Source organism: Bacteroidota bacterium (genome assembly GCA_017303905.1).
Lineage (GTDB): Bacteria > Bacteroidota > Bacteroidia > B-17B0 > Aurantibacillaceae > JAHEYG01.
On sequence record JAFLBH010000001.1, the window covers coordinates 57,751 to 71,932 of the forward strand.

General features: G+C 37.3%; 15 protein-coding genes. 3 read left to right on the top strand and 12 right to left on the bottom strand.

Translation table 11 applies throughout. The features are described from left to right. Position 1: 1 nt before the first annotated feature. The 8 genes from J0L69_00255 to purN all read right to left on the bottom strand — a co-directional run bounded on the left by J0L69_00255 (position 2) and on the right by purN (position 8,373). Entirely contained in the window at positions 2–1,636 is a 1,635-nt protein-coding gene (locus J0L69_00255) for an amino acid permease (protein MBN8691588.1), read from the bottom strand. 30 nt (positions 1,637–1,666) lie between these two features. After that, positions 1,667–2,998, bottom strand: coding sequence for a hypothetical protein (locus J0L69_00260; GenBank protein MBN8691589.1), 1,332 nt, complete (start codon positions 2,996–2,998; stop codon positions 1,667–1,669). Positions 2,999–3,210: 212 nt separating this feature from the next. Continuing rightward, complete coding sequence (locus tag J0L69_00265; protein MBN8691590.1) at positions 3,211–3,657, bottom strand: GNAT family N-acetyltransferase; 447 nt, start codon at positions 3,655–3,657, stop codon at positions 3,211–3,213. Continuing rightward, positions 3,657–4,523: a PD40 domain-containing protein gene (locus J0L69_00270; GenBank protein MBN8691591.1), complete on the bottom strand. Its 867-nt coding sequence runs from the start codon at positions 4,521–4,523 to the stop codon at positions 3,657–3,659. Before J0L69_00270 ends, J0L69_00265 begins: the two co-directional genes overlap by 1 nt. Continuing rightward, complete coding sequence (locus J0L69_00275) at positions 4,513–5,085, bottom strand: phosphatase PAP2 family protein (protein MBN8691592.1); 573 nt, start codon at positions 5,083–5,085, stop codon at positions 4,513–4,515. The genes J0L69_00270 and J0L69_00275 overlap by 11 nt, the downstream gene beginning before the upstream one ends. Further along, positions 5,085–7,304 carry a ribonuclease R gene (gene rnr, locus J0L69_00280; GenBank protein MBN8691593.1) on the bottom strand — a complete coding sequence of 740 codons (2,220 nt, stop codon included), beginning with the start codon at positions 7,302–7,304 and terminating at the stop codon, positions 5,085–5,087. The genes J0L69_00275 and rnr overlap by 1 nt, the downstream gene beginning before the upstream one ends. Positions 7,305–7,404: 100 nt before the next feature. Beyond that, positions 7,405–7,785, bottom strand: coding sequence for a hypothetical protein (locus J0L69_00285; protein MBN8691594.1), 381 nt, complete (start codon positions 7,783–7,785; stop codon positions 7,405–7,407). A gap of 24 nt (positions 7,786–7,809) precedes the next feature. After that, positions 7,810–8,373, bottom strand: coding sequence for a phosphoribosylglycinamide formyltransferase (gene purN / locus J0L69_00290; protein ID MBN8691595.1), 564 nt, complete (start codon positions 8,371–8,373; stop codon positions 7,810–7,812). Positions 8,374–8,446: 73 nt separating this feature from the next. Between purN and J0L69_00295 the strand changes: the two genes are divergently transcribed. Genes J0L69_00295 through cysQ form a run of 3 tightly spaced genes read left to right on the top strand, consistent with a single transcriptional unit; the run spans position 8,447 to position 10,899 of the window. Continuing rightward, positions 8,447–9,226, top strand: a complete 780-nt coding sequence (locus tag J0L69_00295) for a hypothetical protein (protein ID MBN8691596.1) — start codon at positions 8,447–8,449, stop codon at positions 9,224–9,226. Positions 9,227–9,262: 36 nt separating this feature from the next. Then, the gene (gene lgt, locus J0L69_00300) at positions 9,263–10,078 is read left to right on the top strand and encodes a prolipoprotein diacylglyceryl transferase (GenBank protein ID MBN8691597.1); all 816 of its coding nucleotides are present in this window, start codon (positions 9,263–9,265) and stop codon (positions 10,076–10,078) included. Next, positions 10,069–10,899: a 3'(2'),5'-bisphosphate nucleotidase CysQ gene (cysQ, locus tag J0L69_00305; protein ID MBN8691598.1), complete on the top strand. Its 831-nt coding sequence runs from the start codon at positions 10,069–10,071 to the stop codon at positions 10,897–10,899. Before lgt ends, cysQ begins: the two co-directional genes overlap by 10 nt. Here cysQ and J0L69_00310 read toward each other — a convergent pair. The 4 genes from J0L69_00310 to J0L69_00325 form a co-directional block, all read right to left on the bottom strand. Then, positions 10,896–11,687 carry a cell division protein FtsX gene (locus tag J0L69_00310; GenBank protein MBN8691599.1) on the bottom strand — a complete coding sequence of 264 codons (792 nt, stop codon included), beginning with the start codon at positions 11,685–11,687 and terminating at the stop codon, positions 10,896–10,898. The genes cysQ and J0L69_00310 overlap by 4 nt on opposite strands. Before the next feature lie 169 nt (positions 11,688–11,856). Next, positions 11,857–12,810: a methylenetetrahydrofolate reductase [NAD(P)H] gene (gene metF / locus J0L69_00315; GenBank protein MBN8691600.1), complete on the bottom strand. Its 954-nt coding sequence runs from the start codon at positions 12,808–12,810 to the stop codon at positions 11,857–11,859. An 18-nt stretch (positions 12,811–12,828) separates the two neighbouring features. Further along, on the bottom strand, positions 12,829–13,065 hold the full coding sequence (locus J0L69_00320) for a NifU family protein (protein MBN8691601.1): 237 nt from the start codon (positions 13,063–13,065) through the stop codon (positions 12,829–12,831). Between the two features lie 26 nt (positions 13,066–13,091). Further along, positions 13,092–14,180, bottom strand: coding sequence for an Mrp/NBP35 family ATP-binding protein (locus J0L69_00325; protein MBN8691602.1), 1,089 nt, complete (start codon positions 14,178–14,180; stop codon positions 13,092–13,094). Positions 14,181–14,182: the final 2 nt, after the last annotated feature.

Below are 14,182 nucleotides of genomic sequence, written 5' to 3' on the forward strand. Positions count from 1 at the left end.
TTTATACATTAAGTTTACTTTTTCTGTAGCCGTATGCAAAATAGACAACTAAGCCAATTAATAACCATACGCTGAACCAAATCCAATTGGACGCTTCCATTCCTGTAAGTAAATAACAACAGGAAATCAAACCAAGCACAGGTATGAGGGATAAATTTCTCATGAATGACAAGACTGCCATTACCACACATAACAAAAGGAAAACCAACATCGGAATGTTTTTTGCAGCATTGTCGGATGAGATTGAAAATAAACTTGAAATGTAATCCGGATTTAAAGAAAAAATAAGAATGAATGTGATCAGTATAATTACCGGAAAAATAAACTTCGCATTGATGTAAGGTAAATGAAACTTTCCTTGCTCCTTCTCCCTTACCGGCAATGTTAGCACACCACCACAAACAAGAACAAATGCAAACAATGTTCCGATACTTGTAAAATCCAAAACAAATTTCGGATCGGTAAAGAAAATTGGAATACCTACAACTAATCCCGTCATGATAGTTGAAAATCCTGGCGTTTTATATTTTGGATGTATGCTTGCGAATTTACGTGGCAATAATCCATCGCGACTCATGCTCATCCAAATACGTGGTTGTCCCATTTGAAAAACCAAAATAACACTGGTCATTGCTACTACAGCAGCAATTGAAACAACAAACAACATCCATTTAACGCCCTTCTTCGAAAACACTTCTGCTAATGGATCGGAAACATTTAGTTCGGAATAAGAAACCATGCCGGTTAACACTAATGCAAGTATTACAAACACAACTGTACAAATTACCAGTGAATAAATCATGCCACGCGGCAAGTCACGTTGAGGATTTTTACTTTCTTCCGCTAAAGTAGAAACGGCATCAAAACCAATGTAGGCGAAAAACACTGCGGCAACCCCACCCATTACTCCTCCAAATCCATTTGGCATGAATGGTGACCAATTATCAATATCAATGTAAAAAACACCCACTAAAATCACCAACACAATAATCGCAAGCTTTACAAGCACCATAGCATTACTCACATTACGTGATTCTTTCGTACCTACATAAACTAACCAGGTAACAATAATATTGATAAATACGGCGGGTAAATCAAAAATGATTCTCAGTCCGCCGATTTGAGGTGCAGTTAACCAAGCTTGCATACCCTCTCCCTCCACATTTTCTGCAAACGACTTAGATGCTTCAGAATAATTAATAGTTAACCATGCAGGAATATGAACATGAAAGCCTTCCAATAAATTGGTAAAGTATCCGCTCCACGAGAAGGCAACATAAATATTCCCAATAGAATATTCCATTAATAAAGCCCAACCTATAATCCACGCAAACATTTCTCCAAAAGAAACATATGCATATGTATAAGCGCTCCCTGAAGCAGGCACACGAGACGCAAACTCTGCATAACACATCGCAGTGAATCCACATGCAACCGCACAAATAATAAACAGGAATACCACACCCGGTCCTCCGCTAAAACAGGCCGAACCAATACTGCTGAAACTACCTGCTCCAATAATGGCGGCAATGCCAAAAAACGTAAGATCGCGTACGCTTAATACTTTGTGCATAGCTTCATGAGTGGCCTCAATGTTGCTAATGTGACTAAGTGGTTTCTTTCTGAATATGCTCATATAACTAAGCTTTAAAGATAAAATTTAATTTTAATTATTTGATGCGTTTTTAAAGAATTTAGATGCAGATAACTGCCAATTTCCTCTATATAAAAGCGCCGCGCACATAAACAAAAAAGGAATTACTAAAACCCGGTAACGCTGTATGGCTCCAAGATTAGGAGAGGTAATACCAATAAGCAATAAAACAACCAGAACAATGCTTAAAAAATACCAAATCCAGTGTGATGAAAATTTATAACGAAAACCAAACAACAACATTAAGACTAAAGTTGCCAAAATGAGCACGTTCTCAAATGAAGTCATTATATCCATTAGGTTTCTGGCATCGTAGAACATTGGCTTGGCAATGGTGATGTAAATGGCATAAGGTATCGCTCGTAAAAATTCCGGCAGGCTTCCGTTTTGCAATGGCACATGCAGTGTAGCTTTTGCCTTTTTGATCGCATAAAACAACTTATAAACTGATATTGTGTCTTTATTTGATTCGCAAATTAATGTATCCTTTTGATGCGAATGCTCCCAATACATAAATTTTGCACCAGGTTTTATCGTCACGTAGGCTGTATCGTTAGCAGCTCTGCTTATAGTATTTACTAAAGTTGTATCATAGGGCAGTCTTACAAATTTTGTACTGTCTAGTAAGAACAATCCTCCTTCCGACATATCCAAAAAAGCCCGCTGACGTTCGGCTACCACTTCAATAATAGTTTTGCCTTTAATACTCTTTAAAGAAAAGTTAAGTAAGAGGAAAGTAGAAGCTATTAATACACTATAGATAAGTCCTGCCGAAACTTTTGGTTTCATTCTGAAAACAATGCTGTAAAAAAGAAGTGAAAACAAACACAATGGTATCATGACATACTGCTTGAAAAGAAAGGAAAGCACAATTGCCATACAGAACATGAGCACGTTCTTAAAATTGATTTGATTCAATCCAATTACACGATAAAATGAAAGGGATAACATCCCCATACAGAATAATGCAGGTCCCTCTTTTAAAAAAGCCGACGACCAAAACCATAATCCCGGGAATAACAACCAAACACTAAATAGTAAAAGCTCTTTACCGACAAATAAATGTTTAAATGACTTATATATCCAGTTAATCCCAATGAACCCAAGGAAACTGCAAACCAAAGCGTGTACATAATAATTTCCAAACGATATAAATTGAATTAAGGCATGAAAACGCAACATCAATCTGTTATCGTTGTACAACAATTCCTCTTTACTTTCGTCCCAAACTGTTGTTCGTCCTAAATAATCCTGAAAGAGCTTTGTGCCGGGGCCATCATCCTGCAAACCGAATATCACCTTTAAGAATTCACCAATATCCCACTGCGCAATGGAATGAATCACTTTTGAATCTCTGTAATAATCATAAGTATCAGAATATAAAACTGTACCGTAAAGCTTGGAATATACGAGGTGAAAAAGTAACAGTCCGGATATCTTTATAAAAAAAGCAAGAAGATAGAATCGCTTATTTAAGATATCATCTTTAAGAATACCAAAAAACTGGTTCTTATAAATTAAAAAAACCAGTATTAAAAAATATGCAGCAAATACAATCACTTCGAATGATAGTCTTCAAAGAATTTTATTTCCATTACGTTCTTAGGAACAGCTAAGCTTTTAAATCCGTATTTTTCGTACAAGGAATGTGCGTCGCGGGTAGCCAGCATAAATTTTCTTATTCCCTTTATTTCTTCACACTCCATAATGAACTGCATAAGATTTTTTGAGACGCCCTTTTTTCTGTAAGCTTCAATTACGAACACATCTGCCAGATAAGCAAACGTTGCTTTATCAGTAACTACACGCGCAAACGCGATCTGTTTATTGTCATGATACGCCGCAAAACACAAACTGCCCTCAATCGACTTTCGCACAATCTCCTCAGGTATTCCTTGCGACCAATAACTTTCCTGACTCAAATAAGCATGAATAACATTCAACTGCAATAATTTCTTATCGGAAGAATATAAAATTCCATCTATAGTTTTATCCTTAGACATCAATTATTATCTACAATTACAAGTTGTTTGTTCTTACTATCGAAACTAAAACGCGTTATTTTTTTTATGCCATAGGATGAAAAATCAAAAAGTGTTAACCATGCTTTTGAAGTAAGGTCGTAACGCAACAGCTGAGAACCTTCTGATTTTACCAAGCCCCATTCGCTGTTAAACACAAAGTCCTCACTCAAACTCTTGTGCGATGCATACACCAAACTTTTTTGCGTCACCGTATTATAAATCCTGTATTGAATGGAAGAAGAATCTTTAATCGCATACATAAATTCATTTCCTCCGCTTTTCTTTATTGCTCGAGATGGCGCATTGCAAATCCATACATCACCGCCTGAAGTCATTAAATTCATACGGAGAGAATGAGGCTCGGTTAATTTGTAATACAAAAGAGTATCTACACTTAACCATGAATAATATCCTATAGAATCAATTGACTCAGTCATACATTTAATAAAACTTCCATCGGGATAATATTGCCAGATGCGTTGCGCAGAATCACTTTCTACTACTACGCAAGTAATAAATTTATTATCAGGTGTAAATTGCGGCGAATATTCACTCACTTTAGTTTTTGTCAACTGAACACTTTCGCCTTTTGAAACAGAATAAGAATAAACATCTGATTGGTTGTCTTCGCGAATACTCACATATAAAATAGATTTATCGTCGGGTGTAAAAACAGGTTGATTGTCGTACCCTTTCCGCGAAGTGATGTTTTTGCCTTCTGTCAATTGTAACAATCCATCTTTGCTTTTGATCTTAAAATGCCACAAATCCGTTTCAGGCAACTGGGCTTTTATCATTCCGGTTACAAAAACAATAAATAAGATATGATAGATTCTACTCTGCACTTTGTCGTTTATATATATATCTAAACAACTGATAAGCTAAATACCCAAATAATAATCCATCCGCAAAGCCAAACAAAATGTCACTCGGATAATGTACGCCCAAATAAATTCGACTGTACCCTACCAGCACCGGCCATAAAAATAAAAGATAACGATAGCGAGGTCTTAACCACGCTAACATAAAAAACAAAAACGAAGCGACACCAAATGTATTTGCTGCATGGCCGGAGAAAAATCCGAACTTACCACCTCTGTAATCATTAACGGTATGCACCTTGCCGCCAATCTCCGTATTGTGGGTCGGACGGTATCGTTGTACTGCCTTTTTTATTCGCGTAGAGGATTGATCTGTAAAAGCGATTAAAACAATCATGCATACAATTCCTGTAAGAAGAAATTTTAAGCTTTTAATTTTGAAAATATAATAAGCAATGAATAGCCACAATGGAGTAAAAACCCAACCAGCCGATACCAACCAGAAGAACTCATCTGCTAATGGCGCATGAAATCCATTAATAGCTAAAAATAAATCGCGGTCAATATGTTTAAACCATTCTATCATTAACGTCTTCTTTTCTTTTTAGAACCTTTACCACCCTGATCCATTTGTTGCTTATCTGAATCATCGATAAACGCGTAATCCAATTGCTTCTTTAATAAATCAGCTTTCCTTACCTTAATCATTACTTTATCCCCCAGCGCGTACACTTTTCCTTTGTGTCTACCAACGTAACGATAATTTTCCTCATCAAAAATGTAAGCATCATCATTCATCTCTCTGGCCTTGATCATCCCCTCACATTTATTTTCAGTAATCTCTACATAAATTCCCCACTCTGTCACTCCACTAATGACACCTTCAAATACTTGTCCGATTTTATCCGACATATATTCTACTTGTTTGTATTTAATGGAAGCCCGCTCTGCCTCTGCAGCCAACTTCTCCATTTCAGAAGAATGCTTACATAACAACTCCAATTCATCCTTCGACGCATAATGCGTACCATTTAATTTTGCTTCCAACAAACGGTGCACCATCACATCGGGATAACGACGGATTGGTGATGTAAAATGTGTATAGTAATCGAAGCCCAATCCGTAATGTCCAGCATTTTTCGTTGAATAGATTGCTTTTGGCATACTACGAACAGCTAACAATTCTATCATCCCTGCTTCCTTTTTATTTTTTACATCCACCAATAATTTATTGATTGATTGTGCTGTCTTTTGTTTGTTACCCAAACTCATTTGATAACCAAAGCGCGCTACAAAATTACTGAGCTCCGTCATCTTCTCATCGTTAGGTGTATCATGCACACGATAAACACTTACCGGACCATCATTCTTTTTCTTCGATTTATTTTGCGTTAAGGGCTGTCCGCTTGTTCCAATATCGCTGAGATACTCAGATACTTTTCGGTTAGCCAATAACATAAAATCTTCAATGAGTTTATGCGCGTCCTGTTGTGTTTTGAAATAAACGCCTGTAGGATTTCCTTCTTCATCCAGGTGAAATTTAACTTCTGCTTTATCGAAAACTATCGAACCTTTTCTCAAACGATCGGCACGCAATTTTTTCGCCAACTTATCTAAAACAAGAATCTCATCCTTGTATTCGCCCTCTTCCGTTTCAATGATTTTCTGCACTTCTTCATAAGCAAAACGATGGTCGCTATAGATAACAGTGCGCCCAAACCATTGATCGTGAATTTGCGCATCATCATCCATTTGAAACACCGCGCTGAAACAATATTTTTCTTCCTTTGGTCGGAGTGAACAAGCAAAATTACTCAGCACTTCAGGCAACATAGGAATACAACGATCTACCAGATACACCGACGTAGCACGCTGAATAGCTTCTTTATCCAAAATGGAACCGGGTTTAATGTAATGTGATACATCAGCTATGTGTACACCAATCTCCCACAATCCATTTTCCAATTTCTGTATCGACAATGCATCATCAAAGTCCTTTGCATCCACCGGATCGATTGTCATGGTGGTTATCTTTCTAAAATCTCTTCTCTTCGCAATTTCTTTATCCGTTATTTCTGTCGCTAATTTTTTAGCAGCAGCTTCCACCTCACTCGGAAATTCTTCCGGTAAACCATACTCTGCCATGATAGCGTGCATTTCTGTTTTATGCTCGCCCGGATTTCCAAATACGCTTACGATTTCTCCTGTAGGATTTTGATCGCCGCTTCTCCATTCCTTAAAACGAACCAAAACTTTTTGTCCGTCTTCAGCATCCATTATATCTTCCTTGCGAACAAAAAAATCAACGTGAATTTTTCCATTATCAGGAATTACAAAAGCAAATTTCGGCATGATTTTTACCGTACCAACAAAATCAGTTTTAGCACGCTTAATTACTTCGGTTACTTCACCTTCCTTTCGCCGACCCGACCTGCGTGAGTCAACCGTTATCTTTACTAAATCACCATTAAGCGCGTCCTTCGTTTTTTTGAAAGGAATAAAAACATCATCCTGCCCTTCACCAATGACAACAAATGCTGTGCCTTGCTGGGTAAAATCAATCGTACCTGAAACAAATTGCTTGGTTGATTTACTTTGAAATTTTCCCACTTCAGTTTCTTTTACAAAACCTTGCTGCTTTAACGCTTCTAATACTTCGATTAACTCCAACCGCTCGCCATCGGTGTTTAATTCCATGGCGGCTCCAATCTGCTTGTAATTAAATGTTTTTTCTGAATTGTGTTGCAAAAAAGCCAACACTTGCTCGAATAGATATTTTTTTATTTGTTTTTTCTTCTTAGCCATAGTTTACACCCTTAAATATAAGGGTAATATGGCCGTAAAAATCAAAACTTATTAACCTGTTATGAGGTAAAAAAGCACAGAAATTAATAATGAAAAGCCATTACTTAACAGGTGTAGAACCAATCTCTACCGCTTCGAATTTAACGGTAATAAAAGTGTTGGTTTTAGGTTTCAATGTAATTGGTTTTGAATCGACGTCATACCAATACTTCACAAAGAAATTAAACGTGTAAGTGCCGGGGTTCAACTTCATGACATAAGTACCGGTTTTATCAATTTCAGGCTGTACTAAACTATCACCATTTACTTTAAATGCCACTCTGCTGGTGGCGGGTTTTCCTTGCGGATTGATAAACTTTATAGTGAGTTTTGATTTGGAAGATGGATCGGCTACCACTTTGGTTGGCTTACAATATCCTTTAGGTATTTGTGCCATTAGTGTAGTTCCGAAAAACAAGAAAATAACGAATAATTTTTGCATTTAACTAACGTATTAAATTATTTCCTACAATAATTTTTCAATTGCTTTAGGAAAATTCTCCATTTCCAATTCGTGAATTTTGGCTGCTAAAGTTTCAGCGGTATCGCTCTTTTCTACAAGGCATTTTGCCTGTAATATAATTTCACCTTTATCGTACTCTTCATTCACGAAATGAATGGTGATTCCGCTTTCGGTTTCGCCTGACTGAATCACCGCTTGGTGAACGTGCATACCATACATGCCTTTCCCTCCGAATTTTGGCAATAAAGAAGGATGGATATTAATAATTTTATTCGGGAAAGCTTTTACAAAGGCCTCAGGAATTTTTAAAAGAAAACCAGCTAAAATAATTAAATCAATTTTTTCGGTTTTTAAAAAATCTATTAACTGGTCAGCATAATTATTTAGCGAATCTTTACTGATGATTTGTACATTCTTTTTGTACTTCTCTGCGCGAGCTACAACGCCGGCATTTTCATTATTCGTAAAAATTAATTTAATCTTTATGCGGGTATCGTTGGCAAAATATTTAATAATATTCTCGGCGTTTGTACCTCCGCCTGAAGCAAATATGGCAGCATTAATCATTACAGCAAAAATACCCTTTAATACGGATAAAGGAATCGGAAATTACTTATTACTTTTAAGGGAAATTTTAACAATGAAAAAAATATTATTATCGGCTTTTATGCTTTCGGGCTTATGTGTATTTAGTCAGGAAAAAATTAAGTACGAAACTGTTTGCTTTGAAGACAATGCCGTTGAAACGAAGGAAGGGAAGTTTGCTTTACAAGATGGTATGGCTGAGAAAACTTTCATTAAAGGAAAATTAAAAGTTACCAATTACACTGATAAAGCTCTTGTGATTAAGCCCAACGAATGTGTTTTTAGTAGCCCTCAAGGTGATATACCCTCTAACGATAAATGGATGGTGGTTGCGCCTCGCGATCAGGAGGCAAAAGTGATTGATGTGAAAGGGTACAACATGAAGTGTAGCTCAACAACTTTAAAAATTAATGGCCTATACATTTGCAATAATACCGAAATCATAAGTAGTCCGGCAATGCCGTTACCGCCGGCAAAGGAAATACGTATTGGTAGTTTCGCGCTGATTTTAGACGGATGGGATCGCGACGGGAAAGAAATCATGATTCGCTACAAGGTAAAATACCTTGGCGAAAAAATAGGCATGTTTAGTCCTGATAAGGTAATTTTAAAATCGCCGGAGGGCAATGAATACAAAAACCAAAAGGAAAAGGAGAAAACCTATGCCTTTAAGCAATTCGACGATAGACTCTTTACATTCATTTATTTGAGTGATAGTAAAAAAGACAATGTTCTTGACTGGAAAGATGCTTTTTCTGAGGGGATTCCTGAGAAATTAAACAATCTCACAATTGATGTTAAAATGGATTTGGGTAAGACGAAAGACAAAAATTGAATCTTAATGCAATTAGCTTTTTAGTATCTTCGGGACATGTTTCAGAATTTTATTCATTGGAATCCAAGTCCCGAAATTTTCACCATTCCGGGTATTGACTGGCCGGTAAGATGGTACGGTTTAATGTGGGCACTTTCATTCATTGGAAGTCATTTTATCATGAATCGTATTTACAGAACTGAAGGTCGTACTGAAAAAGATCTTGATATTTTAACTCTGTATATTATTATCGGCACTGTAGCCGGTGCTCGCTTAGGACACTGCTTATTCTATGATCCGGCTCATTATTTATCGCATCCATTAGATATTTTAAAAGTTTATGAGGGAGGATTAGCGAGTCACGGTGGTGCCATTGGGATTTTAGCAGGCATGTGGCTTTATTGCAGAAAGACCAAAGAGAGCTGGCTTTGGGTATTTGATAAAATTGTAGTGGTAGCGCCACTGGCTGCTGCATTAATTCGTTTTGGCAACTTAATGAATTCGGAAATTATCGGTAAACCTACTGACGTTCCATGGGCTTTTGTGTTTGAAAGTGTAGACAAATTACCACGACACCCCGCTCAATTATACGAAAGTATATTTTGTTTGATATTGTTTTTTGTGATGTACTACTTATGGAAAAACAAACGTCATCAATTTGGTCCGGGGTTTATGTTCGGATTAATGTGTGTTCTGTTATTTACAGAGCGTTTTATTGACGAGTTCTTTAAAGAAAATCAGGAAGCATTTGAGAATGCCATGACTTTAAACATGGGACAATTATTAAGCATTCCATTTGTAATTATTGGATTGTTTATGATGTGGCGCTCAACTAAGCTAATAAACACTACTAAAGAATCGCCATCAGCTTAGAATTACATATTTTACTTCACAAGGCCATTTTAGCAGCCGTAGAAGCCGGTAATGAAATACTGGAGGTGTACGATACCGCTTTTAATGTACAATATAAAGAAGATGATACGCCGCTAACGCAAGCCGACCAACGCGCCAGTGATAAAATTATTGAGTTACTGCACGAAACCAACATTCCTGTACTATCGGAAGAAGGTGAACATTTTTCTTTTGAAAAACGTAAATCACTTAAGCAATTATGGATAGTGGATCCATTGGACGGCACTAAAGAATTTGTAAAGCGTAACGGAGAATTTACAGTAAACATCGCATTAATTGAAAATAACAAACCCGTAATTGGTGTAATTTTTTCGCCGGTATTTAAAGATTTATATTTCGCAGCAAAAGGTTTGGGTTCGTTTAAAATTAACCGTCACGATTTTATTGCCATTGAAAAGGGTTTATCAAAAATTCCTTTTGAAAATTTAATTAGTACTGCTTCTAAATTACCCCACACGAATTATCCGGAAGTTTATACCATTGTAGCAAGCCGCTCGCATCTTAGCAGCGAAACCTATGCTTACATTGAAGAAAAAAAACAACAACACGGCGAAGTAAATATTGTAAACACCGGAAGCAGTATTAAAATGTGTTGGGTGGCTGAGGGAATTGCTAATGAATATCCGCGTTTTGGTCCAACCATGGAGTGGGATACCGCGGCAGGACAAGCCATATTAGAAAATGCAAATTGTGAGTTAATTGATCTTTCCACTCAAAAACCCATGCTTTACAACCGCGAAGAACTTCGCAATAATTGGTTTACAGCAAGAGGGAAATCTTAAAAATATAAATCGCTTGTTTTCAAACGAAGGTAGCGCATAACCGAGAACATCGCGCTTACTCCAGAGATAAAAATGCCAAGTAAAATGATGCCGCCAAATAAAACAGCCAGCATGTTTTCATCTTGCAATTGTAATAAATCAGGAATGTAATTAGTACTTACCACTAAAAATCCAGCCAACAATGCACCGGCTAATATACCGGCAATTACACCCTGACGAATACCTTTAAATATAAATGGTTTGCTAATGAAAACACGCGTAGCACCCACCAAATACATGGTACGAATTAAAAAGCGCTGTGAATAAATTGAGAGACGAATGGTGTTGTTGATTAAAGCAATTGCAACTATCATTAATAAGCCGCTGAAAATTAAAATATACAAACTCACCACCTTCGCATTTTCATTCACCTGCTTAATCATGTCTTTATGGTAAACGACTTCCTTCACATAGGCTTTCTGAAGTAATCCCTTCTCAATTCCAATTAAAGAATCGGAATGCGCATAATCTTCATTTAGTTTTACATCTAAAGTAGATAGTAAAGGATTGTACCCTAAAAATGAAATAAAATCTTCACCCAAATCTTCCTTTAATTTTTCTGCAGCTTGCTCCTTAGTGATGTGATTTATACTCTTCGCGAATGGTGCCGCGGTAATTTCCTGTTGCAATGCGTCGATTTGCGCGGCAGTAGTGGTATCCTTTAAAATAACCTGAAATCCGATATTTTCCTTAATGTGTTTTGAAAGTTTGCGGGCGTTTAACACCACTAATCCCAATAAGCCCAGCATGAATAAAACAAGCGCTAAGCTTACCACTACGGTAATGGAAGACGTTTTAACACGGCGTTTGGCAAGAGTATCTGACACGGTAAATTTTTATACGAATTTACCAATGGAGGGGCTTCGGATAAGGCTCCTCAATTTTAATAATCAACAGACGGATGTTTGTAACGGAAGTCTAAAATATTTCCTTGGCAACTTTACGGGTCGTTTCGCTGGTTCCCATAGTATAAAAATGCAAGCACGGAGCATTAGCCTTTACCAACTCTTTGCATTGCGCAATACACCACTCAATGCCGGCTTGTTTAACTGCAGCGTCGTCTTTGCATTTCTCTAAAATCTCGTAAAACTCGAATGGAATATCGATTTTAAAGATTTTAGGAAGAGCTTTAATCTGAGCTTTTGAAGTCAGGATTTTTAATCCGGGAATGATAGGAACATTAATATTATTCTTGCGACATAAATCCACAAACTCAAAATATTTTTGATTATCGAAGAACATTTGCGTTACAATGTATTCTGCGCCCGAATCAACCTTCGCTTTTAACCATTTTAAATCGCTACCCATGTTAGCCGCTTCAAAATGTTTTTCGGGATAACCGGCTACTCCGATACAAAAATTGGTTGGAGCCGCATCTTTCATTTCTTCGTCGAGGTATTTCCCCTCATTCATGTCTTTAATTTGCTTAACCAAATCAAGTGCGTAATGATGTCCGCCCGGTTCAGGTACAAAATTAGGTTCGGTTTTAATACTGTCGCCGCGTAAAGCCAAAACATTATCAATGCCTAAGAACTGTAAATCAATTAAAGCGTTTTCTGTTTCCTCGCGGGTAAAACCTCCGCAAATAATATGTGGTACTGCTTCAACATCGTATTTATTCATAATAGCCGCGCAAATACCAACAGTGCCGGGACGTTTACGAATACTTACTTTTTCCAAATAACCGCCTTCACGCTTTTTGTAAATATATTCTTCGCGGTGATAAGTTACATCAACAAATGCCGGTTTGAATTCCATTAAAGGATCAATGCCGTCGTAAATACTTTGAATGCTTTTACCTTTTAATGGCGGTAAAATTTCAATTGAAAAAAGTGTTTTTTTACTTTGTGAAAGTTTATCGATTAATTTCATAAATAGATTTTCAATTCATTACACAGTAACAGATTCAATTCCTTTTATTTCGGGCACCGATTTCTTTATTGTTTCCTCGATACCGGCTCTCATCGTCATATGACTCATGTTACAAGTTTTGCAAGCGCCTTTTAATTCTACTCGCACAATATTATCATCGGTGATTTCTACGATCTCTACATTTCCTCCGTCGGCTTCTAAATACGGACGGATGGTGTTGAGAGCTTCTTCTACTTTATGTTGTAAGGCGTGCATGCTAATTCAAAGATATTAATTAAAGTTTAATTGGCTTCTACAGGTTGTTGCTGTGCATTTTTAATAGCAACCTGCTGCGCTACATTTTGTGCCATTTCTATCATGGTAAGCGATGAATTGGCATTTGTGTTTAATACACTTGGTTTACCATCATCTGAAGCTTCGCGTATGCTTTGTACCAATGGAATTTGTGCTAAGAGAGGAATGTTTAATTCTTCCGCTAATTTTTTCACACCGTCTTTTCCAAAAATATAATACTTATTGCTCGGCAATTCTTCCGGAGTAAACCAAGCCATGTTTTCAATTAATCCCAATACAGGAACATTGATGGCCGGTAAATTAAATAAGGCAATTCCTTTTCGCGCATCGGCAATGGCAACTTCTTGCGGTGTACAAACCACAACAGCTCCGGTTAATGGAACCTGACTGCATAAAGTAATTTGAATATCGCCGGTACCCGGAGGTAAATCCACGATTAAATAATCTAATTCGCCCCAAGCGGTATCGTAAAACAATTGCGACAAAGCCTTAGAGGCCATTGGTCCGCGTAAGGCGATCGCTTGATTGGGTCCTGCCATAAAACCAACTGAATTTAATTTTACGCCATAGGCTTCAACCGGTTTCATTTTTGACTGACCTTCAAACTGAGCTGAACCCGGCATGTCATTCGCCACGCCAAACATAATTGGTTGTGAAGGACCATAAATATCTGCGTCTACCAATCCAACTTTTGCGCCTTGTTTTGCTAAACCCAATGCTAAATTGGCTGCAACGGTCGACTTCCCTACCCCACCTTTACCGGAAGCAACAGCAATAATGTTTTTTACATCACGCAAGGTTGTTTCATCTTTTCCTTTTTTGGTAGTTACCTGTGCAGTCATGTTAATTTTCACATTCGCTTCTTTATCTACGTAATGTAAAATTGCATTCATACAGGCATTGTGAATCATGTCCTTCATCGGACAAGCCGGTGTGGTAAGAACTACGGTAAACGAAATATCTTTTCCGCTTACAGCAACATCCTTCACCATTCCCAGCGTCACTAAATCTTTTTTGAGATCCGGATCATCCACATAACGTAATGCATCCAAAACCTTATCAACCGTAATGCTCATGA

Excerpts from the sequence above, each read along its gene's own strand:
- J0L69_00255 (MBN8691588.1), bottom strand. The coding sequence starts at position 1,636 with ATGAGCATATTCAGAAAGAAACCACTTAGTCACATTAGCAACATTGAG.
- J0L69_00265 (MBN8691590.1), bottom strand. The coding sequence starts at position 3,657 with ATGTCTAAGGATAAAACTATAGATGGAATTTTATATTCTTCCGATAAG.
- J0L69_00275 (MBN8691592.1), bottom strand. The coding sequence starts at position 5,085 with ATGATAGAATGGTTTAAACATATTGACCGCGATTTATTTTTAGCTATT.
- rnr (MBN8691593.1), bottom strand. The coding sequence starts at position 7,304 with ATGGCTAAGAAGAAAAAACAAATAAAAAAATATCTATTCGAGCAAGTG.
- J0L69_00285 (MBN8691594.1), bottom strand. The coding sequence starts at position 7,785 with ATGCAAAAATTATTCGTTATTTTCTTGTTTTTCGGAACTACACTAATG.
- purN (MBN8691595.1), bottom strand. The coding sequence starts at position 8,373 with ATGATTAATGCTGCCATATTTGCTTCAGGCGGAGGTACAAACGCCGAG.
- J0L69_00295 (MBN8691596.1), top strand. The coding sequence starts at position 8,447 with ATGAAAAAAATATTATTATCGGCTTTTATGCTTTCGGGCTTATGTGTA.
- lgt (MBN8691597.1), top strand. The coding sequence starts at position 9,263 with ATGTTTCAGAATTTTATTCATTGGAATCCAAGTCCCGAAATTTTCACC.
- J0L69_00310 (MBN8691599.1), bottom strand. The coding sequence starts at position 11,687 with ATGCTGGGCTTATTGGGATTAGTGGTGTTAAACGCCCGCAAACTTTCA.
- metF (MBN8691600.1), bottom strand. The coding sequence starts at position 12,810 with ATGAAATTAATCGATAAACTTTCACAAAGTAAAAAAACACTTTTTTCA.
- J0L69_00320 (MBN8691601.1), bottom strand. The coding sequence starts at position 13,065 with ATGCACGCCTTACAACATAAAGTAGAAGAAGCTCTCAACACCATCCGT.
- J0L69_00325 (MBN8691602.1), bottom strand. The coding sequence starts at position 14,180 with ATGAGCATTACGGTTGATAAGGTTTTGGATGCATTACGTTATGTGGAT.